Annotated in this window: 26 protein-coding genes and 4 tRNA genes; 12 read left to right on the forward strand and 18 right to left on the reverse strand. The window is 61.0% G+C overall.

Going from position 1 to position 26,121, the window contains the following annotated elements; translation table 11 throughout:
- From BW39_RS21745 to BW39_RS21755, 3 genes are all read left to right on the forward strand, one after another.
- A partial coding sequence (locus BW39_RS21745; RefSeq protein ID WP_043824204.1) for a MarR family winged helix-turn-helix transcriptional regulator occupies positions 1–459 on the forward strand: 459 nt, incomplete at its 5' end.
- Between the two features lies 1 nt (position 460).
- Positions 461–1,687 carry a multidrug effflux MFS transporter gene (locus tag BW39_RS21750; protein WP_043824206.1) on the forward strand — a complete coding sequence of 409 codons (1,227 nt, stop codon included), beginning with the start codon at positions 461–463 and terminating at the stop codon, positions 1,685–1,687.
- A gap of 146 nt (positions 1,688–1,833) precedes the next feature.
- Positions 1,834–2,733, forward strand: a complete 900-nt coding sequence (locus BW39_RS21755) for an alpha/beta hydrolase (protein WP_043824208.1) — start codon at positions 1,834–1,836, stop codon at positions 2,731–2,733.
- A 67-nt stretch (positions 2,734–2,800) separates the two neighbouring features.
- Here the strand turns inward: BW39_RS21755 and fumC are convergent, their stop codons facing one another.
- Positions 2,801–4,192, reverse strand: a complete 1,392-nt coding sequence (gene fumC, locus BW39_RS21760; RefSeq protein WP_013803259.1) for a class II fumarate hydratase — start codon at positions 4,190–4,192, stop codon at positions 2,801–2,803.
- Between the two features lie 313 nt (positions 4,193–4,505).
- On the opposite strand from fumC, the gene BW39_RS21765 reads away from it, so the two are divergent.
- The 4 genes from BW39_RS21765 (at position 4,506) to murI (ending at position 8,325) form a co-directional block, all read left to right on the forward strand.
- Positions 4,506–6,059, forward strand: coding sequence for a fumarate hydratase (locus BW39_RS21765; RefSeq protein WP_043824209.1), 1,554 nt, complete (start codon positions 4,506–4,508; stop codon positions 6,057–6,059).
- Between the two features lie 100 nt (positions 6,060–6,159).
- Positions 6,160–6,792, forward strand: coding sequence for a class I SAM-dependent methyltransferase (locus BW39_RS21770; RefSeq protein ID WP_043824212.1), 633 nt, complete (start codon positions 6,160–6,162; stop codon positions 6,790–6,792).
- Entirely contained in the window at positions 6,789–7,376 is a 588-nt protein-coding gene (locus BW39_RS21775) for a GNAT family N-acetyltransferase (RefSeq protein ID WP_043824215.1), read from the forward strand. Before BW39_RS21770 ends, BW39_RS21775 begins: the two co-directional genes overlap by 4 nt.
- Before the next feature lie 58 nt (positions 7,377–7,434).
- Positions 7,435–8,325, forward strand: a complete 891-nt coding sequence (gene murI / locus BW39_RS21780; RefSeq protein ID WP_043824217.1) for a glutamate racemase — start codon at positions 7,435–7,437, stop codon at positions 8,323–8,325.
- 1 nt (position 8,326) lies between these two features.
- Here the strand turns inward: murI and BW39_RS21785 are convergent, their stop codons facing one another.
- The 7 genes from BW39_RS21785 to BW39_RS29905 all read right to left on the reverse strand — a co-directional run bounded on the left by BW39_RS21785 (position 8,327) and on the right by BW39_RS29905 (position 12,425).
- Positions 8,327–8,938: a M48 metallopeptidase family protein gene (locus BW39_RS21785; RefSeq protein WP_043824218.1), complete on the reverse strand. Its 612-nt coding sequence runs from the start codon at positions 8,936–8,938 to the stop codon at positions 8,327–8,329.
- 32 nt (positions 8,939–8,970) lie between these two features.
- Entirely contained in the window at positions 8,971–9,597 is a 627-nt protein-coding gene (locus tag BW39_RS21790) for a DUF6806 family protein (RefSeq protein ID WP_013803265.1), read from the reverse strand.
- Between the two features lie 329 nt (positions 9,598–9,926).
- Positions 9,927–10,017 (reverse strand) — tRNA-Leu (locus tag BW39_RS21795).
- Between the two features lie 98 nt (positions 10,018–10,115).
- A tRNA-Gly gene (locus BW39_RS21800) sits at positions 10,116–10,191 on the reverse strand.
- A gap of 149 nt (positions 10,192–10,340) precedes the next feature.
- Complete coding sequence (locus tag BW39_RS21805) at positions 10,341–11,105, reverse strand: M48 family metalloprotease (RefSeq protein ID WP_043824220.1); 765 nt, start codon at positions 11,103–11,105, stop codon at positions 10,341–10,343.
- 406 nt (positions 11,106–11,511) lie between these two features.
- Positions 11,512–11,916, reverse strand: coding sequence for a hypothetical protein (locus tag BW39_RS31290; RefSeq protein WP_152547293.1), 405 nt, complete (start codon positions 11,914–11,916; stop codon positions 11,512–11,514).
- Entirely contained in the window at positions 11,874–12,425 is a 552-nt protein-coding gene (locus BW39_RS29905; protein ID WP_081816274.1) for a BRO-N domain-containing protein, read from the reverse strand. The genes BW39_RS31290 and BW39_RS29905 overlap by 43 nt, the downstream gene beginning before the upstream one ends.
- A gap of 1,493 nt (positions 12,426–13,918) precedes the next feature.
- Here BW39_RS29905 and BW39_RS31295 point away from each other — a divergent pair.
- The gene (locus BW39_RS31295) at positions 13,919–14,740 is read left to right on the forward strand and encodes a hypothetical protein (RefSeq protein ID WP_152547294.1); all 822 of its coding nucleotides are present in this window, start codon (positions 13,919–13,921) and stop codon (positions 14,738–14,740) included.
- Between the two features lie 427 nt (positions 14,741–15,167).
- Here BW39_RS31295 and BW39_RS32065 read toward each other — a convergent pair whose 3' ends face one another.
- From BW39_RS32065 to BW39_RS31570, 4 genes are all read right to left on the reverse strand, one after another.
- Entirely contained in the window at positions 15,168–15,410 is a 243-nt protein-coding gene (locus BW39_RS32065) for a hypothetical protein (RefSeq protein WP_043824223.1), read from the reverse strand.
- A gap of 79 nt (positions 15,411–15,489) precedes the next feature.
- The gene (locus BW39_RS32070) at positions 15,490–15,636 is read right to left on the reverse strand and encodes a hypothetical protein (RefSeq protein WP_235264260.1); all 147 of its coding nucleotides are present in this window, start codon (positions 15,634–15,636) and stop codon (positions 15,490–15,492) included.
- 2 nt (positions 15,637–15,638) lie between these two features.
- Positions 15,639–16,022: a hypothetical protein gene (locus BW39_RS21825; RefSeq protein WP_043824225.1), complete on the reverse strand. Its 384-nt coding sequence runs from the start codon at positions 16,020–16,022 to the stop codon at positions 15,639–15,641.
- A 90-nt stretch (positions 16,023–16,112) separates the two neighbouring features.
- Positions 16,113–16,250 (reverse strand): hypothetical protein, encoded by a 138-nt coding sequence (locus BW39_RS31570; RefSeq protein WP_161787007.1) that lies wholly within the window; start codon positions 16,248–16,250, stop codon positions 16,113–16,115.
- Positions 16,251–16,465: 215 nt separating this feature from the next.
- On the opposite strand from BW39_RS31570, the gene BW39_RS21835 reads away from it, so the two are divergent.
- The 4 genes from BW39_RS21835 to BW39_RS31300 all read left to right on the forward strand — a co-directional run bounded on the left by BW39_RS21835 (position 16,466) and on the right by BW39_RS31300 (position 19,697).
- Positions 16,466–16,684, forward strand: a complete 219-nt coding sequence (locus BW39_RS21835; protein WP_043824228.1) for a hypothetical protein — start codon at positions 16,466–16,468, stop codon at positions 16,682–16,684.
- An 85-nt stretch (positions 16,685–16,769) separates the two neighbouring features.
- On the forward strand, positions 16,770–18,932 hold the full coding sequence (locus tag BW39_RS29910) for a ParB/RepB/Spo0J family partition protein (protein WP_052155408.1): 2,163 nt from the start codon (positions 16,770–16,772) through the stop codon (positions 18,930–18,932).
- Entirely contained in the window at positions 18,929–19,342 is a 414-nt protein-coding gene (locus tag BW39_RS21845; protein ID WP_235264261.1) for an ASCH domain-containing protein, read from the forward strand. The genes BW39_RS29910 and BW39_RS21845 overlap by 4 nt, the downstream gene beginning before the upstream one ends.
- Entirely contained in the window at positions 19,329–19,697 is a 369-nt protein-coding gene (locus tag BW39_RS31300) for a helix-turn-helix domain-containing protein (RefSeq protein WP_152547295.1), read from the forward strand. Before BW39_RS21845 ends, BW39_RS31300 begins: the two co-directional genes overlap by 14 nt.
- A gap of 54 nt (positions 19,698–19,751) precedes the next feature.
- Here the strand turns inward: BW39_RS31300 and BW39_RS30575 are convergent, their stop codons facing one another.
- The 6 genes from BW39_RS30575 to lon all read right to left on the reverse strand — a co-directional run bounded on the left by BW39_RS30575 (position 19,752) and on the right by lon (position 26,116).
- Positions 19,752–20,747, reverse strand: a complete 996-nt coding sequence (locus BW39_RS30575) for a nucleotidyltransferase domain-containing protein (protein WP_161787008.1) — start codon at positions 20,745–20,747, stop codon at positions 19,752–19,754.
- Positions 20,674–21,744, reverse strand: a complete 1,071-nt coding sequence (locus BW39_RS30580; RefSeq protein WP_081816276.1) for an HD domain-containing protein — start codon at positions 21,742–21,744, stop codon at positions 20,674–20,676. The genes BW39_RS30575 and BW39_RS30580 overlap by 74 nt, the downstream gene beginning before the upstream one ends.
- A 271-nt stretch (positions 21,745–22,015) precedes the next feature.
- On the reverse strand, positions 22,016–23,146 hold the full coding sequence (locus BW39_RS21855; protein WP_152547296.1) for a tyrosine-type recombinase/integrase: 1,131 nt from the start codon (positions 23,144–23,146) through the stop codon (positions 22,016–22,018).
- A gap of 259 nt (positions 23,147–23,405) precedes the next feature.
- Positions 23,406–23,479, reverse strand: a tRNA-Cys gene (locus BW39_RS21860).
- A gap of 43 nt (positions 23,480–23,522) precedes the next feature.
- Positions 23,523–23,598, reverse strand: a tRNA-Gly gene (locus tag BW39_RS21865).
- 103 nt (positions 23,599–23,701) lie between these two features.
- Positions 23,702–26,116, reverse strand: coding sequence for an endopeptidase La (gene lon, locus BW39_RS21870; protein ID WP_012204531.1), 2,415 nt, complete (start codon positions 26,114–26,116; stop codon positions 23,702–23,704).
- Between the last annotated feature and the right edge of the window lie 5 nt (positions 26,117–26,121).

Raw genomic sequence — 26,121 nt, forward strand, 5'->3', positions numbered from 1 at the left:
GTGCAAAGGCATTTCATGTTCACGCTGGGGCAGGTGAACAAACAGTGGCGCCGCACCCTGGACCGGCTGCTGGCCCCCATGGGACTGACCCAGGCACTGTGGATGCCGCTGATGCACCTGGCGCGCTCGCCCGAGGCCATGCGCCAGAAGGATCTGGCCCACTCCCTGGCGCTGGACAGCTCCTCCGTCGTGCGGCTGGTGGACGGCCTGGCCGCCCAGGGCTGGATAGAGCGCGTGGACGACAGCGACCGCCGCGTCAGGAAAATCCAGCTCACGCCAGCCGGCCATGCCCAGGTAGAAGCCGTGCAGGGCCTGCTGCTGCAGGCGCGCGCCCGGGTGCTGGGCGCCGTGCCGCCCGAGGAACTGGGCGCGGCCTACGCCACGCTGCAGCGCCTGCTGGAGGCCATGGCCGCCGAGCCCGCCTCCGACACGGACCTGCCCGACGAGCAGGCTGCCTGAGATGACGGCCGAGCACTCTCCGCTGCCACCCGCCCAGGACCATGCAGCGGCCAGCCGCAAGGCGCCGCTGTGGCTGCTGGTGATCGTGACCATCGTCGGCACGCTGGCCATGCACATGTTCCTGCCCGCCCTGCCCGATGCAGCACGCCAGCTCCAGGCCGGCGCCAGCCAGATGCAGCTGACCATCACGGTCTACATCCTGGGCCTGGGCGTGGGCCAGCTGATCTATGGCCCGCTGTCCGACAGCCTGGGGCGCCGCCCCATGCTGCTGGCCGGGCTCATCCTCTATGCGCTGGCCAGCCTGGCGGCCTTTCTCGCCCCGTCCGCCCCCTGGCTGATCGGCGCGCGGCTGCTCCAGGCGCTGGGCGGCTGCGCGGGCCTGGCCCTGGGCCGCGCGATTGCGCGCGATTCAAGCACGCCCGAGAACGCCGTGGGCAGCCTGGCGCTGCTCAACCTGATGATGATGATCGGCCCCGGCATCGCGCCGGCCATCGGCTCGGCCATCGACGACGCCCTGGGCTGGCGCGCCATCTTCGGCACGCTGGCCGTGGTAGGCGGCGTGACGGCCTTCGCCATCTGGAAGCTGCTGCCCGAAACCGGCCAGCCCACGGGCCGCCTGCACCTGGGCACCATCCGCGACGACTACCGCAGCCTGCTGCGCTCCCCTGCCTTCGTGGGCTTTGCCGTGGGCGGCGGCTGCGCCACCACGTCCATCTATGCCTTCCTGGCCGCGGCGCCCTTCGTCTTCATCGAGCAACTGCATTCCACCAAGCATGAGGTGGCCATCTACCTGGGCCTGCTCATGGGCGGCATGGCCGTGGGCAATGCGCTGGCCCGCCAGCTGATACGCCACTGGCCCCTGGAGCGGCTGATGCTCAACGGCAATCTGCTGAGCCTGGCCAGCGCGGCCATGCTGCTGTTGCTGGCCCTGCTCAACCAGCTCACGCCGGCCATCGTGGTGGGGCTCATGGTGCTGTTCGCGCTGGGCTCGGGCCTGACCAGCCCTGCGGCGCTGGCCAGCGCGCTCAGCGTGCATCCGCGCCTCACGGGCTCGGCCGCCGGTGTCTACGGCAGCACCCAGATGGCCGTGGGCGGCCTGTGCACGCTGGGCGCCAGCCTGGGCAGCAACCCGGCGCTGTCGGCGGCGCTGGCCCTGGTGGTGGCCTGCGTGCTGGGGCAACTGGGCTTTCGCAGCGCGCTGCGCCACGCGCAGCGGGCGCCCGGCTGAGGGCCGCCCCGGCGAGGGCCGCCCCGGCTGAGGGCCACAGTCCCCCAGGCGACGCTCCGCCCGCATGCGGGCCCGAGGCGCACAGGCCCTCGATTACATTGGCGCAGCCGTGGCCAGCCGCCACGGCCCACAGGAGACAAAAAACCATGCGCCAACTTTCCTTTTCCATCGTCCTGCGCCAGGCCGCCACCGGCACGCTGGCAGCCGCCGCGCTGCTGGCCGGCACAGCCGCCCAGGCCGGCTCCATCGAGGCCGCCGAGTTCAAGAGCGCCACGCTGCAGCGCAGCTGGACCTACAACGTCTACCTGCCCACGGGCTACGACGCCCAGTCCAGGCTGCGCTATCCCGTCATGTACCTGCTGCACGGCAATGACGGCCAGCGCAATGACTGGCCCGTCAAGGGCAATCTGCTGCGCACGGTGGACCAGCTGATCCAGAACGGGGAGATCCCGCCCGCCATCATCGTCATGCCCGACGCGGGAACAACCTGGTACGTGGACCTCAAGGAGCCCATGGAGACGGCCTTCTTCCAGGACCTCGTCCCCCATGTCGAGAAGAAGTACCGCGCCCTCACCAGCCGCGATGGCCGCGTGATCGGCGGCCTGTCCATGGGCGGCTACGGCGCGCTGCGCTACGTGCTCAAGTACCCCGAGAAATTCCAGGCCGCCGCCCTGCTGAGCCCCGCCATCTACAACCCCGAGCCGCCCGCCGATTCCTCGGCACGCTCGGTCAAGGTCTTTGCCGAACCCAACACGGGCGGCCAGTACAGCACCACGGTCTGGAAGAGCTACAACTACCCTGTGCTGTGGGACAGCTTTCTCGCCCGCAAGATCAGCGTGCCCATGTACATCAACTCGGGCGACGACGATGAATTCATGATCGAGTCCGACGCCGCCCAGCTCTACGCCCAGCTGCGCAGGAACAAGCAGCCTGCCGAGCTGCGCATCGTCAACGGCAAGCATGAATGGCCGGTCTGGGAAAGCACTATCGGCGACGCGCTCAAGTACGTGTTCCGCACCGTGCGCCGCCCGCAGGCGGACAACTGAGCCAGGCCAGGCGGTGAAGAAAAAAGGGGAGCCGGCCGGCTCCCCTTTTTGATTGCATCAGCAGGTCTTACAGATTGCCGACCATCTTGGCAGGGATCACCCAGGCGTCGAACTGTTCGCCGGTCAGGTGGCCGGAAGCCACGGCGGCTTCACGCAGGCTGGAGCCTTCCTTGTGCGCCTTCTTGGCGATGTAGGCCGCCTTGTCGTAGCCGATGTGCGGGTTCAGCGCAGTCACCAGCATCAGCGAGCGCTGCACCAGTTCGGTGATGCGCTCGCGGTTGGGCTCGATGCCCACGGCGCAGTGGTCGTTGAAGCTCTTCATGCCATCAGCCAGCAGGCGCACGCTCTGCAGGAAGTTGTGCGAGACCATGGGGCGGAACACGTTCAGCTCGAAGTTGCCTGAGGCGCCGCCGAAGTTGATGGCCACGTCGTTGCCGAAGACCTGGGCCGCCAGCATGGTCACGGCTTCGCTCTGCGTGGGGTTGACCTTGCCGGGCATGATGGACGAGCCGGGCTCGTTCTCGGGGATGGAGATCTCGCCCAGGCCGCTGCGCGGGCCCGAGGCCAGCCAGCGCACGTCGTTGGCGATCTTCATCATGCTGGCGGCCAGCGTCTTGAGCGCGCCGTGGGCGTGGACCAGGCCGTCGCACGAGGCCAGGGCCTCGAACTTGCTGGGCGCCGTCACGAACGGGTAGCCGGTGAGCTGGGACAGCTCGGCCGCCACGCCCTCGGCATAGCCCTTGGGCGCATTCAGGCCCGTGCCCACGGCCGTGCCGCCCAGCGCCAGCTCGTACAGGTGCGGCAGCGCGGCGCGCACATGCTTTTCGCCATGGGCCAGTTGGGCCACCCAGCCCGAGATTTCCTGGCCCAGCGTCAGCGGCGTGGCGTCCTGCAGATGGGTGCGGCCGATCTTGACGATGTCGGCATAGGCCTCGCTCTTGGCCTGCAGCGTGTTGCGCAGCAGGGCAATGGCGGGCAGCAGCTTTTGCTCGATGGCCGTGACGGCAGCCACGTGCATGGCGGTCGGGAACACGTCGTTGCTCGACTGGCTCTTGTTCACGTCGTCATTGGGGTGGACCAGGCGCGACTCGCCGCGCTCGCCACCGAGGATTTCGCTGGCGCGGTTGGCCAGCACCTCGTTGACGTTCATGTTGGTCTGCGTGCCCGAGCCGGTCTGCCAGACCACCAGCGGGAACTCGTCCGGGTGCTTGCCGGCGATCACCTCGTCGGCGGCGGCCAGGATGGCCTGGGTCTTCTTCTCGTCGAGCAGGCCCAGCTTGTGGTTGACGGTGGCCGAGGCCTTCTTGACCTGGGCCAGCGCGTGGATGATCTCGCGCGGCTGCTGCTCTCCGCTGATGTCGAAGTTCTGCAGCGAACGCTGCGTCTGCGCACCCCAGAGCTTGTCTGCGGGGACGGCTATGGGTCCGAAAGTGTCTTTTTCCTGGCGGGTCGCGGTCATTGGTATGGACTCCTTGGTGAAAACAACGCGGCGCAGTTGGCTGGAGGCAGGTCGGCGGGCCGCGCAGGACGTGGCTCGGGGATATCTGGCTGGCAGGGCCGCAATGGCAAAAACCCGCTCATGGTAACTCCGTAAATGGGAACCTCTCGCATCCGTCCCCCACTGAGGTGTCGCCGAGGCGGGCTTGTCCAGGCAAACCCCTCGACTCTTGTACAAGACTGCGCCCATTGCGTGCACTTTTCCCCCTGCAGCGCCGATAATCGCCCCCGGGATTCCCCTCCCCTGTTCCCCCGATCAAAAAGACACCCCACCGATGACCACCACGATCCGCCAGCAGGACCTGATCGATTCGATCGCAGGCGCCCTGCAGTACATCAGCTACTACCACCCCGCCGACTACATCGCCCACCTGGCCCGCGCCTACGAACGCGAGCAGAGCCCGGCGGCCAAGGACGCGATGGCCCAGATCCTGACCAACTCCAAGATGTCGGCCACCGGCCACCGCCCGATCTGCCAGGACACCGGCATCGTCAACGTGTTCCTGAAGGTGGGCATGGACGTGCGCTGGGAAGGCTTCACGGGCGGCCTGGAAGACGCCATCAACGAAGGCGTACGCCGCGGCTACAACCACCCCGAGAACACGCTGCGTGCCTCGGTCGTGGCCGATCCGCTGTTCGCTCGCAAGAACACCAAGGACAACACGCCTGCCGTCATCAACGTGCAGATCGTGCCCGGCGACAAGCTGGACGTGACCGTGGCCGCCAAGGGCGGCGGCTCGGAGAACAAGTCCAAGATGATCATGATGAACCCCAGCGACAACCTGGTGGACTGGGTTCTCAAGACCGTTCCGACCATGGGCGCGGGCTGGTGCCCGCCGGGCATGCTGGGCATCGGCATCGGCGGCACCGCCGAGAAGGCCGTGCTGCTGGCCAAGGAAAGCCTGATGGAAGACCTGGACATGTACGAGCTGCAGGCCAAGGCCGCGCGCGGCGAGAAGCTCGACCAGGTCGAGGAACTGCGCCTGGAGCTGTACGAGAAGGTCAACGCCCTGGGCATCGGCGCGCAAGGCCTGGGCGGCCTGGCCACCGTGCTGGACATCAAGATCAAGATGTACCCCACGCACGCGGCCTCCAAGCCCGTGGCCATGATCCCCAACTGCGCGGCCACGCGCCATGCGCACTTCGTGATGGACGGCTCCGGCGCGGTCTACATGGACGCGCCCTCGCTGGACCTGTGGCCCAAGATCGACTGGGAGCCTGACTACAACAAGTCGCGCCGCGTGGACCTCAACGCCCTGACCAAGGAAGAAGTGGCCAGCTGGAAGCCCGGCGACACCCTGCTGCTCAACGGCAAGATGCTCACGGGCCGCGATGCCGCCCACAAGCGCATCCAGGACATGCTGGCCAAGGGCGAGAAGCTGCCCGTGGACTTCACCAACCGCGTGATCTACTACGTCGGCCCGGTGGACCCGGTCAAGGACGAAGCCGTGGGCCCCGCAGGCCCCACCACTGCCACCCGCATGGACAAGTTCACCGACATGATGCTGGAGCAGACCGGCCTGATCGCCATGATCGGCAAGGCCGAGCGCGGCCCGGTGGCCATCGAGTCCATCAAGAACCACAAGTCGGCCTACCTGATGGCCGTGGGCGGCGCCGCCTACCTGGTGTCCAAGGCCATCAAGAACGCCAAGGTCGTGGGCTTCGAGGACCTGGGCATGGAAGCCATCTACGAATTCGACGTGGTGGACATGCCCGTGACCGTGGCCGTGGATGCCGGCGGCACCAGCGCCCACATCACCGGCCCTGCCGAATGGCAAAAGCGCATTGCATCCGGCGAATTCAAGACCATTGAGATCGCCTCGACCTGAGGCCGGCGCCAAGCGCAAAGGGACCGCCTTCGGGCGGTCTTTTCATTGGTGCGGGCATTTGTGACAGACTGCCCGCTGCCTGCAACACAGCCCATTCAACATGACCATCGCGCTCGTCCTCATCGCCCTGCTGGCCGTGACCAGCCTGGCCTGGCGCCTGTCCTCCCGCCGCCATGTCCTGCCCTGCCCGTCCTGGCTGCGCTGGATGGTCGAGCTTGACAACCCCTTCGCGGCCAGCAACAAGGCCGCCTTCATCGTCGGGCAACTGCAGATCCAGCCAGGCATGAAAGTGCTGGACGCGGGCTGCGGCCCGGGCCGCGTCACCCTGCCATTGGCGCGTGCCGTTGGCGCGCAGGGACAGGTGCTGGCCGTGGACCTGCAGCCGGCCATGCTCGAACAGGTGGCGGCCAAGGCGCGCACCCAGGGGCTGGAGAATGTGCGCACCCAGGCGGCTGCACTGGGCCAGGGGCAGCTTGAAGCGCAGCAGCACGACCGCGCCGTGATGGCCGCCGTGCTGGGAGAGATCCCGGACCGCCAGGCCGCGCTGGCCGACGTGTTCCAGAGCCTGCGCCCCGGCGGCCTGCTGGCCGTGGCCGAACTGGTCTTCGACCCGCATTTCCAGCGCCGCACCAGCGTGGAAAAGCTGGCAGGCGAGGCAGGCTTCATCCCCCACTCCTTCCACGGCCATGCAGCCGCGTATCTGCTGGTACTGCAGCGCCCTCTCCAACCATGACCACCACACATTCCCCTGTAGCGACCCTACGGACACCGCGCCTGATACTGCGCCAGTGGCAGGCCAGCGACCAGCAGCCCTTTGCCGCGCTGAATGCCGACCCACAGGTCATGGAGCACTTTCCGGCACTGCTCAGTCGTGAACAAAGCGATGCCATGGCAGACAGGATCCAGGCACTGATCGAGGAACGCGGCTGGGGCTTCTGGGCGGCAGAGCACCTTGCCAGCGGCGAGTTCATGGGCTTCATCGGGCTGCATACTCCCGCCGCGTCTTTGCCGTTCTCGCCCTGCGTGGAAATCGGCTGGCGGCTCGCCCGGCCTTTCTGGGGCCAGGGCCTGGCCAGCGAAGGCGCACGGGCGGCGCTGGAGCACGGCTTCGGCGCGTTGCATCTGGAGTCCATCGTCTCGTTCACCGCGCTGTCCAACCTGCGTTCGCAGGCCGTGATGCAGCGCCTGGGCATGGAACGCGACGCCCATGACTTCGACCATCCGGAGGTGCCGGCAGTCCATGCGCTGCGCAGGCATTGCCTGTACCGCCTGACGCATGCCCAATGGCTGCAGCAGCAAGCCATGGCCGCAGCATGAACGCGCCGGAGCGGGCATACTGGGCGCCGCCTCCAAAAGCCTTTATCCGCATCTCCAAATGACCTCCCCGGCCTCTCCCATCGGCGTCTTCGACAGCGGCATCGGCGGCCTCAGCGTGCTGCAGGCGCTGCGCCATGAACTGCCGCATGAGCGCTTCGTCTACCTGGCCGACAGCGGCAATGCACCCTATGGCGATGCGCGTGGCGATGCCTTCGTTCAGCAGCGCACGCGCACCATTGCGCGCCATCTGCGCGAGCAGCACCAGATCAAGGTGCTGGTGATCGCCTGCAACACGGCCACGGCAGCGGCCGTGGACATGCTGCGCGCCGAAATGCCCGAATTGCCCCTGATCGGCGTGGAGCCCGCCATCAAGCCCGCTTCGCTGTCGAGCCAGACCGGCCACGTGGGCGTGATGGCCACACGCGGCACGGTGAGCAGTGCGCGCTTTGCACGCCTGGTGGCCGACCATGGCCAGCGCGTGCAATTCCATGTCCAGCCCTGCGACGGACTGGCCAAGGCCATCGAGGAAAGCACGGAGCAACCCGTTCCCGCCGACCCCATGGCCACCGAGGTGGCGCAACTGTGCGCCAAGTATGTGAATGCCCTGGGCAGCTTCGGACAGAAGACGGGCGAGATGGATTCCCTGGTGCTGGGCTGCACCCACTACATATTCGCCCGCGAGCAGTTGCGCACGCTGCTGGGGCCGGACATCCAGTTCATCGACACAGGTGCCCCGGTAGCCCGCCAGACGCGGCGTGTGCTGGATCGCCTGGGCACCCTGGCCAGCGAATCAGGACCCTTGCCCGCAGCAGAGGGCCAGGTCCAGCTGATGACCACGGGATCGCTGCAGGCCCTGCAATCGGCCGCATCGCGCTGGCTGGATCTGCCCGCGCAATGCTGCTCGGCCGTTCAGGTCGGCGAATCCAGCGCCGTCCCCACGGCCGCTTGAATCAGGGCTGCGCCTGCCACAGGCGCCGGCCCGAGTGGTCCATCCAGCTCAGGTACAGCCGCAGCTCGAACTCCAACTGGTGGTAGTCGGGCTCCATGTGGGTGCACAGCTGGTAGAAGGCCTTGTCGTGGTCGGGCTCGCGCAGATGGGCCAGCTCATGGACGACGATCATGCGCAGGAAAGCCTCGGGTGCCTGCTTGAACAGTGCGCCGATGCGGATCTCGTGCCGTGCATTGAGGCGGCTTCCTTGCACCACGGTGCGGCGCGTGTGCAGGCCCAGGGCGTTGTGGACCACATGGATGCGGCCGTCGTAGGCCACCTTGTTCAGCGTGCCGGCATTGCGCATGTGCCGGCCCTTGAGGGCATCCACGTAGTCATAGAGGCTCTTGTCCGTGCGCACGGCATGGGCCTCGGGATGCTTGCGCAGCAGCCAGGCCTCGGCCTTGTCATCGGCCAGCCAGCCACGCACCTGCGACTGCAGCGCGGCCGGGTAGGCGGACAGGTAGGGAAGAGGCAGCGCGCCATCGGCCACCTCGCGCCGCTGCTCGCGCTGGCGGCGCACGGTCTCGGTGACTGCTCCGGAATACTTGGGCGTGCTGGCCTGTGCCGCCATGGCTGTACGCTGCGCGGGGCAGCGCCTTGCGCTCAATGCAGGTGGCGTGGGCGGCGGTTGCCGCCGTGGCCCGAACCCGATCCACCCATGCCGCGCGGCGGCTTGCCGATCTCCAGCGAGCTGACCAGGGCGTCGAAGCGCTGGGAGAACAGCTTGTCGATCTCCTGCACCACGCCACCCAGCTCGGAGCCGTCGAAATGGCGCTCCATCAGGTTGACCACGTCCTGCACCAGCAGATCGCGCTGCACCTGCATGATGGCCGCGGGCGTCGGGCCCACGAAGAGCATGACGAAGTCGTCGCGCGACTCGGCCTCTTCGGACTCCTCTTCCTCGTCGAACTCGGTGTCGTAGAAGGTCACCTCGATGGCCGCGCCCTGCTCGGCCAGCTCGTTGATGCCCATGCACATGTCGTCCAGCGACTGGCGGAAATCCTCGTCACCACGCACGGTCCAGCACACCTGGAGCAGGCGCTCCTTGGTATCGAACTGGATGCCTGGCTCTTCCTCATAGACGCTGCCAGCGCCATCGGCCAGGGAACGGGCCCCCGCATACTTCCACAGCGGACCCAGCGCTTCCTGCAACTGCTCGTAGGTCGTGTCGGGGCGCAGCAGCACTTGGCCGTGCACGTGGATTTCAAATGGAGCGTTGTAATTCGACATGTTCTCGTCTGGGATGAGTTTGGCCACACCTGTCACGCCGCACCATGTGCCACGATCAACGTCAACGGAACGCATGCAGGCATCGCCATCACTGTCTGCCCGAGCCGCGCCATCCAGGCAAGCAGCCCGGGGCCTGATGAATGGATTCTCGCACGTTATGCCAACGGGCAAGGACTTGGCAAGGCATGGACACCGTGCAGCGCAGCAAGCGGGCAGGACCGTCGATGCACGTTGCGGCCCGACGCCTGAATTTGCGGAACAGCAGGCGCCTTGGCTGCTTCAATCCGCTACCGTATAGATAGCAACAATGCCTAGTACGTATTGGGTTGTGGTGCCCCGAGCCGGGATCGAACCGGCACGCCCCTGTTCGGAAGCGGCGGATTTTAAGTCCGCAGTGTCTACCAATTTCACCATCGGGGCCCTGCACCGCAGCGTCACAGGTCAGCGCGAACTGCTCACACCTGCAACTGCAGCACCAACGAAAAAGGGAAGCGTTACCGCTTCCCTTTTTTCTGAATTGGAGCGGGAAAACGGGTTCGAACCGTCGACCTCAACCTTGGCAAGGTTGCGCTCTACCAACTGAGCTATTCCCGCGTATCTGTAAAGCTGTGCGCTTCACAGAGCAGACTTGAATTCTAGCGCAGATTTTTGGTGCTTCGGAAGAAGCCCGCAAAAAATCTGCACCAAGGCAGATCGCAGCCCGCCTTGCACTTTGCTGCGGCAGGCTGCTTCACCGTCGACGCCTACTTGCCGTCGATGCGATCCTGCATGCGCTTGGCCCGCTGTTCGGACGGCGGATGGGAGCTCAGGATGGAACTGCCGCCGCTGCCAGCGCTGAGCTTGGCCAGCTTCTGGAACGATGTGACCAGCCCCTGGCGGCTCATCTTCTTTTCCGTGAGCAGATCGAAGGAGTAGTCATCGGCCGCCGATTCCTGCGACTGCGAGAACTGGGCATTGATGAACTTCTCACCCAGATCACCCGCCTGCGAACGCGACAGCGAGGCCAGCGCCGAATTGCCGCTATTGGCCGCAATAGAGCGTGCAGCCGACGCCGCATAGGCCGTCTGCATGCGCTTCTTGCTGTGACCCAGTGCCACGTGCCCGATCTCATGGCCAATCACGCCACGCAGCTCGTCATCGTTCATCAGGTCCATCAGCCCGCTGTAGACACGGATGCAGCCATTGGCCATGGCCCAGGCATTCACGTCCTGCGTCATATAGACCTTGTAGACAGCCTTCTTCCCATTGACAGCCTGCGGCATGCCGGCAATCACCTTGTTCAGCCGCAGCGTGTACTTGCTCTTTGCATCTGCCACCTTGTTCTGGGCATCCATGGCTGCGCAGGAATCATTGGACAGCGTGACCACGTCGTCATCCGTGAGCGTCATGGCCTTCATGGCCGTGGAGCCCGAATCCAGCAACCCGCCCACATCGGCAGACTCCATGGTTTTACAGCCCGCCAGCACCACGCCGCTGGCAACAATCGCCGTCAATAGCTTGATCTTCATAATCCCTCCCGATAAATGAAGCGCGCATCATATCCACGACCCGCCAATTCAATCTACCGGCAATGACAACCCATTTGCAATTTCTTGCAATTTCTCAATGGATAAGCAATGCCAAATTTCAATGACGACTGCTCATTAAAACAAATGGAAACAATTAAATTCACCAAATCAGCGATGAATGACCAAAACAGGCATGCAGCCATGCTCTCGATGCACAGAGCGTGAAGCACTGCCACGGCACTGAATCGGAAGAGAAGAAGATGAGCCAAGTCGAGGCCGCTGCGGAGACATCGCACCAAGGGCGAACAACGATCCGTGATACAGAAAAAGAAAAAGGCCCCGAGGGGCCTTTTGAATACTGTGTATGCAATGAATTTTTGGAGGCGCGAACCAGAGTCGAACTGGTCTAACCGGATTTGCATCCAAGCAACCTGTTAAAAATCAATAACTTCCATCGCAACCAACCAAGACCCACCTCAGATGGACCTTGCCGACGCTGGGCGAGGTAGGCACGCAGGCGATCGCCGAAGGACTGTACCAGGGTAGTCGCCCAGACGCCCTGCCCTTCGTGCGGCGGCTCGGACACCAGCAGCACCCGGTCGGCGCGGGCCTGGGGGCCTTCACCAATGCGCATGACTTTAACACGCAGCGGCTGGCGGGCCTGCATACCGGCGGCGATCACGCTGGAGGTGAAGACTTCGCGCCGGGCAGTTTCCGGCTCCCGGTTTAGGCAGCACCAATGAGCATAGGCTTGGTAGGCCTGCGCGGCTAAACACGTCTGGTAAGGCAATCCGTCGATGCCGCCCGCCATCCACTCCTGCCAGAAGCGGGCCGCGCCTGCATCCTGGCCTGCGCCTCCAGCGCGAGCAGATGGTCATCGGCGTTGAGCATGGCGAGCACGTCCATGCCCGTCTGGGCCTGGGTGATGGCATTGGCCCGCGGCAGCGCTTGTGGCAGCGGCTGCACGCACGCGCCCAGCGCGCCTGGCGCCTGGGGATGGACATAGCTGCCGGTCTTGCGGATGCTGGGCAGGACTTCCTCGAAGACCCAGCGCTCGAAGCGATCGGCCGCAGGCAGCTTGCTGCCCACGATCAGGCGCAGCATGTCGGGCTCGCTGATGATGCGCACGTCCTGCATGCCGCCTGCCGTTTGAAGGGGGCGGCGTTTCACCGCCCCCTTGCAATGCTGCTGGAGCGCGTCGCTCGGCCGCGCGTAGCCGAGGACTACGGCAACATCCTTGCCGACGAACCAAGGCTCCCCACCCTCCATCACCACACGCACAGCCTGGTTGTCGAACGCGAAGACATTCATATCAGACATGGCGGGCCTCCGTCTTGCGCACGGCCACCAGCCCCATCATGGCCAGCTCTATGTACAACATACGGTCGCCCTCATTGAGTACGTCGAAATCCTGGCGCCCGACCTTGCAGAAGGGCCATGCGCCGCTGGCCGTGGGCCAGGGAGAAGGCGTGCCGCTGTATGTTTCGAGCAGGGCGGCTTGATCTGCCGCCTTTTCGCGCTCCCGGAGCTGTTAGCCCAAGAAGCGCCCCTGCCAGATGCCAATGACATTCTTGGGCGGGCGGCCAGGGCCACGCTTGAGGTTGACTACGGGCTCAGCGGCAGCGCCGGGCAAGGGGATGATCTGCGCAGAAGTACGCAAGGATGCGGGTTGGGCCATAGCGGGCCTCCAAAGCTTTCGGTTTTGCAACAACCGTCGCCCCTGTCGCCAAACAAGGGCGGTGGCTCGACGGGTTGGCGAACCGGGAAAGTTTGCGCAAACCGGCAGGCCTTTGCGGACTTCCCACCGAGCCACCAAAAACTGGAGGCGTGAATAGAGAGAGCCGCAGACCTGTGCGGTTCAATGCGGCTCTTGCCGCAAACTTTCATTGGGTCGCCAAACACAGCCGCGCTTACGGGCGCGACGCACGCAGTGTCCCTGTTATCTTTCGTATCGTGCACAAAACGGAGGGAAGCCTATGGGAACGTTCTGGTTTCTACTGCTTGCCGCAGGCGTCGCGGTCGCTGTGCTTGCGGTCTCACTCGCACTTGCGCAAGCGCGCGAGCGGCATAAGCAGGAAATGAGGGATCTGGTTCGAGGTCGCAAGCCCTCGCATCCGCTGGCTCCATTAGAAGACAACGGGAAGGCAGAAGCGGCAGCTACTCCAGCACGGCGTGCATACCCGCCCCTAGCAAATGCGAACCCACTGGCGCCTGTCGATGAGTCAATGGTGAGCAGGGCAGAGCAACTGCAGAGGGAGCTTCTCGTAGAGGTGGATGCAGCCAATCGAGGCCTGGGGACCAGATCACGGAAACTTGGGCCATGTACGCTGCGGATCGACTATGTGGATGCTGATGGTGTGATGACGACGCGCAACGTGAGCCCGTATAAGTCAGGCCATACCAACGAGAAGATGGAGGCGTGGTGCGAGCTGCGGCAGGAGCGGGGGACATTCTTTTTTAGCCGGATTCTTTATACCACTCACATTACTACGAGGATACTAATGAATTGCGCAGATGTTTTTCTTCTGATCCACCCTGAACGTGGGCTACCAGAACACTTGAGGAATCTCTGCACAAGTCAAAAATAATCTGCCACCAGCCATTCATGAAAATACTTCCAGGCAGCCAACCGATTGCAAGCCGATGATTCTTAGTGACTGCCATGATAGAAAGTCCGCGCCTGAAGTGGGCAACAACTGCGGAAGTCGACTCATGCCGAGGCTACCTTAAGTAGCACAATCTGCAGTATGCTTATACTTTCGAAAAATTCTGCTTAAATTTACCACCAAAAAATTACCGAATACAGCGTACATATGTCATTTACAAAACCCATTTGCATCAAACTTTGGCGTTACTCAGGTTTTAAATGTGCCGCTCCAGCATGTGGACAGCTTCTGGAGATGCCTGGAAACGGAACTATTGGAGAAGCCGCGCATATTATTGGCGAGAAAAAAGGTGCGGCCAGATATGATGCTTTTTACATAAATCGAAATTCTTTTGAAAATGGGATATATCTTTGCACCAGCTGCCACAGAATGATTGACCGCGACCCCGAAGGGTATCCAACAGAGCTTCTCAAGGAATGGAAAGAGCAATCCAACAAACAGGCATTAGATGATCTAATGCCTGGAAGGAAGCTACCAGTGCATGGTGCCGTTGATATTATTGCAGAGCGAGATCGAGCAAAGAATTATCTAGATCGACATGCTCCGCTATTCAATATAATTGAACAACTATTTTTCTTTCACTCTAGAAAACCGAACAACAAGGTCTCAAATATAACTATCTTAAATGATTTAAAGAGTGCAATTGCCAGAGCAGAGAGTCTGATGAATCCATTCGGAGTCAACCGAAAAGAAGAATATTGCTATAGCGAACCATTAAAGAGACGTCAAGCCGAACTTCAACGTCATCTCAAGTTAGTTCGTGCTGCGGTCCCAATCCTGAAGGATCTAGAGCTCGACTTCGAGCGAAGCACATCAATAGATAAAGTAACATTTTTTGATATCCCTGAGCTTGAAGACCCTATAAGTACAGAAGGAAAAATATTACATCGATACAGGATTCATTATAGAGAATTTGTGGATTTTTTAAACAATGCCGACAATTGGAAAGTGAATGCTGTTGTTGATTGAATTTTTATTTATATCATTTAAAATACAGACCCAGGAAAAATGCGTAGATTATCTGCCACCGCAAACTTCAGCAACACTTCATGTATATATATTCGTTATTCAAACGGATTCGTATCTCGCTAAATTCTTTAAGCCTTTCGCGCATCAATTTTAAAAACCTGTGAGATTTCACCCACCGGCTTTGGCAGAAGGAATGACGATTGGGATTGGAGCTTATCGCTGGTACCGTATTTCTTTGCTGATGGGTCGTCGTGCCGTGCTGGCACGCATGGCCATGCCTGTACCGTTGAACGGACTCAGCTGAATAACAGGAGTGCTTTGTGAGTTCGGCGGCTTGAACGATGTTAAAGCGTCGACCAAGTCGCCTCGTTCTTTTATTCAGGGGCTAGCAGGCCCCGGTCAACATCGACCTGCCTACGCAGCAACACTACCTCATCGTCTCGCCTTGCAAGATCCGCTCGGAGTCCTGCAACCACTGCGGCCCCGCTTGCAACGTGCTGCGCGAGGGCGCCGTATCGATCTGCAAGATCGCGGCCGGCAGCGGCGTTGGCCTGGGCTTGCGCGCGAGCTGTGGCTGCGCTGCGTTCGGCGGCGAGGCGCAGCCGCTCAACACGATCGAGATCAGCGCGCATAGCAGCGTCGCGCGCAGGGCGGGCCTGGGTGAATGCATCGGATGCCTCCTGGGTTTGGATTGCGTGGGTGGATTCGGCGGTGGCGAGCTTTCGCTCCAGGGCCAGGCCCGCGACGGCCTAGCCGGCCACTTGCTGGGCCTGGGCCGCGATCAGGCGCTGGTGATCAAGCTGCTCGCCGTGCAGGCGCCAGGTCTGCAGGGCCAGCAGCACAGCCAGCACCAGGGCGCCGGCCTGCCAAGCCTTGGACTTGATGGCTTCGAGCATGGCTACACCCCCAAGTACTTCATACGCCGGGAATGCAACGGCACGGTGTTGCGCACCTGCTCGCAGTTGATGTCGTAGGCGCTTTGGCCATAGCCCTGCCACTTTTCGAGGCTCTTGACGCTGTGCAGCTCGACGTGGCCGAACCACTGGTCGGCGTCGCAACCTCGCTGCAGCGCGCACAGCTGGCGGTCCTGCTGGAGGTAGCTCCAGCCGCCGTTGTAGGCTGCATCGCAGAAGGCCACGCGCACCAGCGCATCGAGGTCCGGCGATAGCGCCTGCAGACGAGCATCGCAGCCGCGCAGCTTGATGATGGCCGCCCACACGCTCAGCTCTGGCCGCTCATAGACGGATTGCCAATCCAGATCCTCAAGCGCGGACGGTGCCATGCGCCGCACTTCGTCCAGGCTGTCGAAACGCAGGGCGCCGGTCTTTGTCCAGGCCCGCGTGAGCTGGGCCAGGCCACCACCCTCTTCCCGCTAGGCCTTCAGGCGCGCGGTCGAGGACCAGCACATGGAGTGCGAAAGCGATCGGTAGGACTCCTGTTCGAACAACGCGCCCAGGTAGCTGCGGCGGGGGATCTTGGGCCAATGGGCATTGACCTCGTCGACGATCATCGGCGCCATGGCCTTGGCCAGGGCCAGGCCAGGCCAGGCCGGCAGGCTGGCACGCCGGCACCTCGCCCGCCTGGGCAAACTGCGTCATCGACGCCCAGACGATGGCCACCACCATGGCGCCGCGCAGCACACACAGCGCCAGGAAGGCCAGGCCGGCGCCGATGGGATGCTCGAGGGCCTTGATCCATGCGTCGCGGCCGTGGGCATAGTCGGCCATGGCCTTGAACGCGCTGAGCGCCACGGCCACCATAGAAACCGCGCCGCCGCGCGAGCCTGAGTTCTACCGCGCCCTGATCAACTGGCGTGCGACGGATGGCCATTCGGAGTTCGCTCGGTACCTGCGTCAATACCCCATCACAGCCGCCTTCCTGGCCAGCTGCACGCTGGCGGAAGGGGCCGCACTTTCAATGCCGATTCGCGCTGCGACCAATTGATAGCCATGCCTGCCGACCAGCTCGCCGCGCGCCGTGAGGTCGCCGTGCAGCGCGTTCGCCAGCTCAAGCACAAGGAGGTGCGCTGATGGCACCCAAGACCAAAGATCCGCTGATCCAGCGCGAAGTGGTGATCAGCCCTGAGGCCACCGGCAAGGGCGGCAAGCCCCACCCTCAGGCCGGCCAGCGCGGCAATGTGATCGGCAAGACGCCCGGCGGGCGCCAGTACCAGATCGCCGTGGGCGACAGCCTGGTCAACCTGCCCATGGATGCCTTCGAGGTCGTGCAGGCCGAGCGCGAGGACAGCGCTGACGCCGGCGCGATCGTGCACCCCACGCTGCCCCTCGCCCAGATCGCGCCCAGCCGCACGAACCGCAGGGTGATCGAGGACGACGCACTCCACGACATGGCTGCCACCATGAAGCTGTACGGCGTGCTGCAGCCCCTGCTGCTGCGCCGGCTGCCGGCCGAGCGCCTGCAGGACACCTTCGAGGACGAAGCCACACGCCGCGCCACGCACGAAATCATTGCGGGCGAACGCCGGTACCGCACCGCCCAGATCGCAGGCCTGCGCGCCGTGCCCTACATCGAGCGCGACGCGGACAACATGCACGCGCTGCTGATGCAGCTGATCGAGAACCTGCACCGCAGCGACCTCACGCCCCTGCAGGAAGCCCTGTGCGTGCAGCGCCTGACCATGGACCACGGCCTCTCAATCGACGGCGCCGCCGAGGCCCTGCACAAGAGCCGCACCCATGTCTTCGAGTCGCTGCGCCTGCTCACGCTGTGCCCTGAGGCCACGGCCGCCCTGGCCGCGCGCACGTTGACACGCAGCGTGGCCCTGCTGGTGGCCCAGCGCCCCACCGAGGCCATCCAGACCGAATACACCAAGCGCGTGCTCACGGGCGGCCCTGACGGCGGCCCCATGAGCTATCGCAGCGCTCTGGACCTGGCACGGCGCAGCTACATGCTCAAGCTGGACCAGGCCCCCTTCGCGCTGGACGATGCCACGCTGTGCCCGGCCGCAGGCGCCTGCTCGGTCTGCCCCAAGCACACCGGCGCGTCGCCCGAACTGTGGGACAAGAACGATGCGGACGTCTGTACCGATACCGCCTGCTTTGCAGAAAAGAAAGACGCCCACTTCGAGCGCATGAAGGCCCAGGCCCAGCAGCGCGACCAGCAGATCATCACCGGCCGCCAGGCCCGCGACATCATGCCCAGCGAGAACGGCGCGCCGCGTGGCTACCTGCTGCTGGACAAGCCCAGCCAGGGCAGCAGCGCGCCCGTGCGCCAGGTGCTAGGCCAGGACGTGCCAGCGGCCAGCGTCGTGCTGATCGAGGCGCCCAGCGGCAACCTGGTGGAGGCCGTGCCCACGCACACCGCCAGCGCGGCCGTGAAGGTCAAGGGCGAACGCCAGGCGGCTGCCAAGGCCCAGGCCAAGCAGCCGGCCGAGCCCATGCGGGAAGCGCTGCAGCGCGAGTACGAGATCCGTTGGCGCGAGCGCGCGGCCGAGGCAACGATCGACGGGCTCCTGCGCTGCCCACCCGAAGGGCTGGATCACATCCCCAGCCGCATTGCCCTGCAGATCCTGAAGCTGCTGGCCGTCCAAGTGCCCCCTCGACTCCTGCATCGCATGTTCCAGGTCGACGGCAAAGATGGCCGAGCACAAATGGACCTGGAGAATGCCCTGGAGGATCTGGCCGAGCAGGATCTGCCCGCGCAGATCCAGTACATGCTCATGATGGGCTGCACCCTCGGCCTGGACCAGGGCGAGCCACTCCTCGAGGACGTGGTGGACCTGGCCGATGTGGATCTCCAGTCGATCCAAAGCCAGGTGCAAGACGAGATGAAAGCCGAGGCCGGCAAGCGCGCCGGCAAGGAAGCACCCACAGACAAGGCCACCCCCAAGCTCAAGAAGGGCAAGGCCACGGCCGCAGAGGCCAGCCGCGCGATCGCCGACGCGATGGCCGCAGCCGAGGTCACCAGCCCCAACCCCATCGAGCCGCTGCAGCAGGTCTGCATCCGCGTGGACCTGCGTGGCCCGGGCAAGAAGCTCATGCCGACCAAGGGCCGCCTGGCCGTCGCCATCCAGCCCATGGGCGACCGCGCCTGGATGGTCGAACTGCCCATCGATTCCTCGGTTTTCCTGGACGACGACGAAGCCATGGCCTCGGCCAAGTGCTGGGAGTTGAGAGCCGACTACACCGAGCTGGAAATCCTCAATGCCGAACCCCAGGAGGCAACGCCATGATCCCCGCCCTCAGCATCCGCCAGCCCTGGGCCTGGCTCATCGTCCACGGGTACAAGGATATCGAGAACCGGGATTGGTCAACGCCGTTTCGCGGCCAGGTGCTGGTGCATGCCGGCCTGACGATGACCCGCGCTTACTTCGATCAGATCACGGAGGAGCTGGGTAACTCCGACATGCTGCCCGCAGGCGGCTTGCCCTCATATGAGGATCTGCTGCGAGGAGGTTTGGTAGGCTGGACTCGTATTGTGGACTGCGTGGAGCACAGCACCTCGAAGTGGAAACAGGAGGGTAGCTTCGGCTTCGTGCTGCGCGACAGCAGGCCCATGCCCTTCGTGCCATGGAAGGGTCGCCTGCAGTTCTTCAACGTTCCCGAAGGCGCACTGAAGGTTCACGGTCATGAAGCGCGTTGATGCTGAGATCCTCACAGTTGAAGACCTTGCCGAACTGTTTATTTGCGACAAGGAAACCGCTGCTGCGCGCTTGATCAGCGGAGATCTGCCGGGCGTAAAGTTGGGGCGTGGCTGGATCATCCCACGCCAAGCTCTATTCGAACGTTTAAACGAGAAGGCAAAGGAAGAGTCTGCCGAAAGGCGCGCCCAGCGAATGGGCACATTCAAAAAAAATCAACAACTAGATCAGAAATCAAATAGTAGCCTAAAACCTTCTCGCTCCGCGCCGCAGATTCCATATACTGCTGCAACTATCCCAATGGCGAAAGGACGTAAGAGACGCAGCCCTCCAGCGCTACCTTCTCTCCCAAAATAAAAAGAGCCTTTCAATGAAAGGCTCTTTCAACCAATTATTATTTAATAAGGTACCTCAAAAAACCAGATGCCCAATCAAATCTTCATTGTCTTTATGCCGAACTTTAATCCAATTCATGCATTCCCTTGTCATATCTTCACCAAGAGTCCGAAGCTCCTTAAAAACAAGCGAATCCTCTCTCTTATCTCTCTGAAGATTATCAAGCTCAGCCCTAATTTCCGGAGATTCTATTTTTTGAAGAAATTTATTATAGACATCCAGTATTTTATGATTTATTTCCTCACAAGAACCATAGTGTTGAATTCTTTCAACAGCGGGCTTCTGGATGATTTCCAATAGCTTGGATTTTCTCTGACTCTGATCAATATTTATCAGCTCTGTAGCAGCAATCAAACCGCCAAAATAAAGCATTTTTCTTGATAGCCTGAGCTTTACATTCCGTAATCCCCAGCCTTTTCCCCCATCGACTTTTTGTTGGAAATCTACTGCAACTGTCCGATGATACCTTATGACATCATTCAAAAAGAACTTAGGTACTTTTTTAAGGGAAAAGGATTGCAAATACTTCTCAGCCAATATATCTCTGGCTTCATTAAAAGTACTTTCCCCGTAGATCCAATCACCCTCCAGTATCAACAGCAATCGGCGAGTCAACTGCTTATTAGACTCAATAGGACCACCAATATTCTCAGAAAGTTCTGCTAGATGCGATGGATCAGCACCAAATGTTCCAGTAGATCCCGGATCTTTTTCCACATATTTTTTTATTATTTCAAGGACCTCAGCCGCTATCTCAGGCTTTCTAATTTTATCTAGCGATACCTGATCCTTGCAAATAATAAAATAATCAATATCCGAATTAATTGAAGCTTCTTTCCTACCAAAAGAGCCAGTAACAACTATAGATATAGAGGAGCTTAGAGAGTATTTATCCAAGCACTCCTTTAAGTCACTACGCAGTCCGGCGATAATTTCATTAGAGAAAGAAATCCCGCTGGCAATTGTTGGATATTCTTGAAAAGAAAGGCCTCTCATTAGTTTTTTCTCCATATATATATTCATTATTAATCTCTAGCTTCTTCTTGATCTTTTTTGTCTGATACCTATTCACGCCATTTTCATCGGGATTTATCGTATATTCACGATGCGTAAATCGAATAACTTCGCCATCTATCCACTCAGGATATTTAAATAATTTATACGAATTCTTCAAGGCATAAAACAATGACTTATACCGCCTCTTAAGAGCGCTTTCTTTTTTTATGAAATCTTCTTCTGAAAAGATTTCCTCATTTACAAAATAAAGCTCACAGATTTTATCTTGAAGAATCCCTTGTCGAGAATTTATTATTTTATTGTAAACGAAATTCTTCTTCAACCAAAAATTATCTAGCGCAGCACTACTTCTGGAATCACCAAGAAATGAGGCTGCGGCTATTTCTATTGTCAGCGTTGACTCTATCTTAGAAAAATAGCCAAGAGATCGAATAATTCCGTCAATAGTATCAATATTAATTTGGCTACTAAAAAGGTCTCCTCCATCAGCGGGGTCAATCTTTTTATTTAGCAAATCAATAACAAAATCAACATCAAGATACCTCGCTAAAATTTTATTTAGCGATACGCCCACACTATCTTCTTTACCCCTAATTATTTGCTCACCCATTTCATGATGACCATACCCTAGTTGCTTTTTTATGGATGGCTCCGCGCTATGTGAAAATGGCGGGTGACCAACATCATGCAAAAGAGCTGACGCAACCAAGTGGTCGGTCAACTCTTTAGAATAATTTCTTTTGAAAGAAACATAACTCGCCAAAGCAGCCACATGAAGTGAATGACAAGCTCGACTGCGTTCTACTTTTTTTTCTTTTGAATGCTCGCCAATATAATCCAAAGATCCGAGAAATGAAATATCTTCTAAACGCTGAAAAGCATCCGAGGATATTATTTCAGCGGCAATTGAGTCATTCTTAACTTTATTTACCCAAAAATCTATTGAATTTTCCTCAGAAAATTTTGAGTGAAAATCTAGGATTTCTTGCATATTTTTCCAACGAATGGAACCTACAAAATAAATTCAAACCCTTGAATGTACGATAAATTCACATACTCCATCGATATGAGTGGATATTTCAAATAGTGTATGACTATAGACAACTTTGTGCATCATACATGGATCGAGACTGAGGCGCCTAACCCATCAGCCAGCCCAAGCAACCATACTCGCAGAAGCTGGATCGTGATCGATGAAGAACGAGACCCCTTGAGCAACCACAACGAGCTGGTGGTTGCTCAACCCACAAGAAGCACAAATGTTAAGCAAACATCCGCGCCGCCAAATCTTCCGCGCGGAAGCTGGCGTACCGCTGGGCCATCTTGCTTCCCGGCGTCCAACCCATGATGCGGTGGACCTCAGTGTCGCGGAACATCCAGTCTCCCGACTTGGTGCGCATCTCGAACCACAAACACGTCGCCTCATGGCGCAGATCGTGCTCCGTCAGTCCCTCGCATTGCGCATAGCCAAACAGGCTCGCAAATCGATTCGAGAGCCGCGACGAAACCCTGGCCAACTCCTGTGCGTCCTCGCCCCCGGACCACCAAGGGAACACCAGCTGCAGCTCCCCCTCATCCGGCAGGGTCTGCAGGTAGGCCTCCAGCACGCCGAACAACTCTGGCCGCATGGGCACCTCGCGGAACTTGACCTTGCCATGCCACTGCTTGCTGGCTTTTGCCCGGATCACCCGCGTCGCCAGACTGAACTGCCCACGCCGTAGCGTGTAGGCCTCGCGCAGCCGCAGCCCTGTGTACAGGATCAACAGGAACATGACACGCAGGGCTGGCGCGTCATCCAGCTTGATCGAGCGCTCGCGGTCCGGCCGGCGTTCGCCCGCCAGCACCCGCTCGATGCGGTCCAGCTCGCCAGGCAACAGCCGACGCTCGCGCTGAACATCTTCCTTGGCCACCTTTGGTTTAGCTTGTTCGCCGGCCGCCGCGTTTAGCGCCTCAATGTCAACGCGATCCTTTGGGGTGTATGTTGCAGCCCCCTTAGGCAACAGCCGCAGCGGGTTGCCCACCATGGCATCGGGGTGCTGCCGCAGCCACCAGTCCAAGCAACGGGAGAGGGAGCCTACGCGTTTGCGAATGGTGCCTGGCGCGAAATTGCGCTCCAGCTTGAGGCTGCGCACCCAGGCCTCGGCCCATTTGTAGGTGAGGTCGGCAATCAGAACCTTACCCAACTCGGCTACCAGCAGGTCAAGAACGGGGATATCGGTGGCAGCTGGCTGACCAGTATTGATCCAAGCGATCAGCACGAATCGCAGCCGCTCGGTGGGCTTAGGCGCGGAAGCATGCGGCTGCACCAAGCCTGCAGGCACCACGCCGGCAGCGAGCAACTGGTCGACCTGATGGCCGTACTGCTGGGCCTCGGCCTCGTCGTCGAACGTCATGTAGACGGGCTTGGGCAGCAGCTTGCTGCGGATGGTCAGTTCATAGCGCCCGCGGGGCGTTTTGCGCACACTCGACACACTCACCTCCCATTGATGTTCGGGCGGAGTGTACTCACCTCATCGACAAACTCGGAAGATTAGGCGTGGTTCGACCGCAGTTTCGGCGCGGTTTGAGATCGATTGAGCCTGTATTGAGGCAGACCAGAAATGAAAAAAGGCCCCGAGGGGCCTTATAAGTATTTGATTTCTTTAGAATTTTTGGAGGCGCGAACCAGAGTCGAACTGGTCTAACCGGATTTGCAATCCGGGGCATAACCGCTTTGCTATCGCGCCAAGATCACTATCAAACATGCAGCATTGCTGCAGTTTTTAAAACTGGAGCGGGAAAACGGGTTCGAACCGTCGACCTCAACCTTGGCAAGGTTGCGCTCTACCAACTGAGCTATTCCCGCATTTCTACCGAAGCCTGACATTCTACAACGTCGTTTGCTGCGATGGGATGAATTGTAGCGTAGTTCTTGGAGGGTTCAGGAAAAACGCTACATTTTTTCATCTTCAGTGCTTGACGGCTGGCTCCACAGGCTTGGATTCCGCTGGTGGCGGCGCTGCGGCCTCCTCCTCGGACAAGGGCTCGGGCACGCGCTCCAGCGCCACCTTGAGAACCTGGTCGATCCACTTGACGGGGATGATTTCCAGGCCGCTCTTGACGTTGTCGGGGATCTCCTGGAGGTCCTTGACGTTCTCTTCGGGGATCAGCACCGTCTTGATGCCGCCACGCAGGGCCGCCAGCAGCTTTTCCTTGAGGCCGCCGATGGCGGTGACCTCACCGCGCAGCGTGATCTCGCCAGTCATGGCGACATCGGCACGCACCGGGATACCGGTCAGCGCAGAGACGAAGGCCGTCGTCATGGCCGCACCCGCGCTGGGGCCGTCCTTGGGCGTGGCGCCATCGGGCACGTGCACGTGGATGTCCTTCTTCTCGAAGGCCTCGTCCTTGATGCCGAGCATGCGCGAGCGGCTGCGCACCACGGTGCGGGCGGCTTCCACGGATTCCTTCATCACGTCGCCCAGCGAGCCGGTGCGCGAGATCACGCCCTTGCCGGGCATGATGGCGGCCTCGATGGTCAGCAGGTCGCCACCGACCTCGGTCCATGCCAGGCCCACGACCTGGCCGACCTGGTTGTTGTGCTCGGCACGGCCGTAGCTGTACTTGCGCACACCCAGGTAGTCGGTGAGGTTGTCGGCATTGACGACGACGGTGGGCTCCAGCTTCTTGAGCTGCAGTCCCTTGACCACCTTGCGGCAGATCTTGGAGAGCTCGCGTTCCAGCGAGCGCACGCCGGCTTCACGCGTGTAGTAGCGCACGATGTCGCGGATGGCGGACTCGTCGACCTGCATTTCGCCGTCCTTCACACCGTTGTTGGTGAGTTGCTTGGGCAGCAGGTAGCGGATGGCGATGTTGACCTTTTCGTCCTCGGTGTAACCCGACAGGCGGATCACTTCCATGCGGTCCAGCAGCGCGGGCGGGATGTTCATGGAGTTGGAGGTCGCCACGAACATCACGTCGCTGAGGTCGAAGTCCACCTCGACGTAGTGATCGCCGAAGGTGTGGTTCTGCTCGGGGTCCAGCACTTCCAGCAGGGCGCTCGACGGGTCGCCACGGAAGTCCATTCCGAGCTTGTCGATTTCGTCCAGCAGGAACAGCGGGTTGCGCGTGCCGACCTTGTCCAGGCTTTGCAGCACCTTGCCCGGCATGGCGCCGATGTAGGTGCGGCGGTGGCCGCGGATTTCCGCCTCGTCACGCATGCCGCCCAGCGCCATGCGCACGTACTTGCGGCCCGTGGCCTTGGCGATGGACTGGCCCAGCGAGGTCTTGCCCACGCCCGGAGGTCCGACCAGGCACAGGATGGGCGCCTTGACCTTGTCCACGCGCTGCTGCACAGCAAGATACTCAAGGATGCGGTCCTTGACCTTTTCGAGGCCGAAGTGGTCGGCATTGAGCACGTCCTCGGCATTGGCCAGGTCATGCTTGATCTTGGTCTTCTTGCTCCAGGGCAGGCCCGTGAGCACGTCGATGTAGTTGCGCACCACGGTGGCTTCAGCCGACATGGGCGACATGAGCTTGAGCTTCTTGAGCTCGGCCTCGGCTTTCTTGCGCGCCTCGGCGGGCATGCGGGCCAGCTTGATCTTCTTTTCGATCTCTTCGATGTCGGCGCCGTCTTCGCCCTCGCCCAGTTCCTTCTGGATGGCCTTGACCTGCTCGTTCAGGTAGAAGTCGCGCTGGTTCTTCTCCATCTGGCGCTTGACGCGGCCACGGATGCGCTTGTCGACGTTGAGGATGTCGACTTCGCGGTCCAGTTGCTCGAAGAGGTTCTCCAGGCGCTCCTTGATGTCCACCAGGTCGAGCACGGCCTGCTTGTTCTCAAGCTTGAGCGGCAGGTGCGCGGCAATGGTGTCGGCCAGGCGGCCGGCATCGTCGATGCTGGCGATGGAGGTGAGGATCTCGGGCGGGATCTTCTTGTTGAGCTTGACGTACTGGTCGAACTGCTGCGTCACGGCGCGGCGCAGGGCTTCGATCTCGCTGGGCTTGTGGGTTTCGGCCTCGGGCGCCACGGGCACGACGGAGCCCACGAAGTGGGTCTCTTCGTCCATGACCTGCTTGACCAGCGCGCGCTGCTGGCCTTCGACCAGCACCTTGACCGTGCCGTCGGGCAGCTTGAGCATCTGCAAGATGGTGGACACGCAGCCGACATCGAACATGTCAGCGGCCGTGGGCTCGTCCTTGGAGGCGGTCTTCTGGGCCACCAGCATGATGCGGCGGTCGCCCTCCATGGCCAGCTCCAGCGCCTTGATGCTCTTGGCGCGCCCCACGAACAGCGGGATCACCATGTGGGGGAACACGACCACGTCACGCAGCGGCAGCAGCGCCAGGTCTAGGGGGGTGGAAGGCAAAGGGGTATGTCCTGACATGGGAA

The organism is Delftia sp. RIT313, assembly GCF_000632165.1.
In the GTDB taxonomy this organism is placed as follows: Bacteria; Pseudomonadota; Gammaproteobacteria; order Burkholderiales; family Burkholderiaceae_C; genus Comamonas; species Comamonas acidovorans.

Coding starts and splice junctions, on each gene's coding strand:
- BW39_RS21750 (WP_043824206.1), top strand. CDS start 461: ATGACGGCCGAGCACTCTCCGCTGCCACCCGCCCAGGACCATGCAGCG.
- BW39_RS21755 (WP_043824208.1), top strand. CDS start 1,834: ATGCGCCAACTTTCCTTTTCCATCGTCCTGCGCCAGGCCGCCACCGGC.
- fumC (WP_013803259.1), bottom strand. CDS start 4,192: ATGACCGCGACCCGCCAGGAAAAAGACACTTTCGGACCCATAGCCGTC.
- BW39_RS21765 (WP_043824209.1), top strand. CDS start 4,506: ATGACCACCACGATCCGCCAGCAGGACCTGATCGATTCGATCGCAGGC.
- BW39_RS21770 (WP_043824212.1), top strand. CDS start 6,160: ATGACCATCGCGCTCGTCCTCATCGCCCTGCTGGCCGTGACCAGCCTG.
- BW39_RS21775 (WP_043824215.1), top strand. CDS start 6,789: ATGACCACCACACATTCCCCTGTAGCGACCCTACGGACACCGCGCCTG.
- murI (WP_043824217.1), top strand. CDS start 7,435: ATGACCTCCCCGGCCTCTCCCATCGGCGTCTTCGACAGCGGCATCGGC.
- BW39_RS21785 (WP_043824218.1), bottom strand. CDS start 8,938: ATGGCGGCACAGGCCAGCACGCCCAAGTATTCCGGAGCAGTCACCGAG.
- BW39_RS21790 (WP_013803265.1), bottom strand. CDS start 9,597: ATGTCGAATTACAACGCTCCATTTGAAATCCACGTGCACGGCCAAGTG.
- BW39_RS21805 (WP_043824220.1), bottom strand. CDS start 11,105: ATGAAGATCAAGCTATTGACGGCGATTGTTGCCAGCGGCGTGGTGCTG.
- BW39_RS31290 (WP_152547293.1), bottom strand. CDS start 11,916: ATGGCGGGCGGCATCGACGGATTGCCTTACCAGACGTGTTTAGCCGCG.
- BW39_RS29905 (WP_081816274.1), bottom strand. CDS start 12,425: ATGTCTGATATGAATGTCTTCGCGTTCGACAACCAGGCTGTGCGTGTG.
- BW39_RS31295 (WP_152547294.1), top strand. CDS start 13,919: ATGTCATTTACAAAACCCATTTGCATCAAACTTTGGCGTTACTCAGGT.
- BW39_RS32065 (WP_043824223.1), bottom strand. CDS start 15,410: ATGCATTCACCCAGGCCCGCCCTGCGCGCGACGCTGCTATGCGCGCTG.
- BW39_RS32070 (WP_235264260.1), bottom strand. CDS start 15,636: ATGCTCGAAGCCATCAAGTCCAAGGCTTGGCAGGCCGGCGCCCTGGTG.
- BW39_RS21825 (WP_043824225.1), bottom strand. CDS start 16,022: ATGGCACCGTCCGCGCTTGAGGATCTGGATTGGCAATCCGTCTATGAG.
- BW39_RS31570 (WP_161787007.1), bottom strand. CDS start 16,250: ATGATCGTCGACGAGGTCAATGCCCATTGGCCCAAGATCCCCCGCCGC.
- BW39_RS21835 (WP_043824228.1), top strand. CDS start 16,466: ATGGCCTTGAACGCGCTGAGCGCCACGGCCACCATAGAAACCGCGCCG.
- BW39_RS29910 (WP_052155408.1), top strand. CDS start 16,770: ATGGCACCCAAGACCAAAGATCCGCTGATCCAGCGCGAAGTGGTGATC.
- BW39_RS21845 (WP_235264261.1), top strand. CDS start 18,929: ATGATCCCCGCCCTCAGCATCCGCCAGCCCTGGGCCTGGCTCATCGTC.
- BW39_RS31300 (WP_152547295.1), top strand. CDS start 19,329: ATGAAGCGCGTTGATGCTGAGATCCTCACAGTTGAAGACCTTGCCGAA.
- BW39_RS30575 (WP_161787008.1), bottom strand. CDS start 20,747: ATGGAGAAAAAACTAATGAGAGGCCTTTCTTTTCAAGAATATCCAACA.
- BW39_RS30580 (WP_081816276.1), bottom strand. CDS start 21,744: ATGCAAGAAATCCTAGATTTTCACTCAAAATTTTCTGAGGAAAATTCA.
- BW39_RS21855 (WP_152547296.1), bottom strand. CDS start 23,146: ATGACGTTCGACGACGAGGCCGAGGCCCAGCAGTACGGCCATCAGGTC.
- lon (WP_012204531.1), bottom strand. CDS start 26,116: ATGTCAGGACATACCCCTTTGCCTTCCACCCCCCTAGACCTGGCGCTG.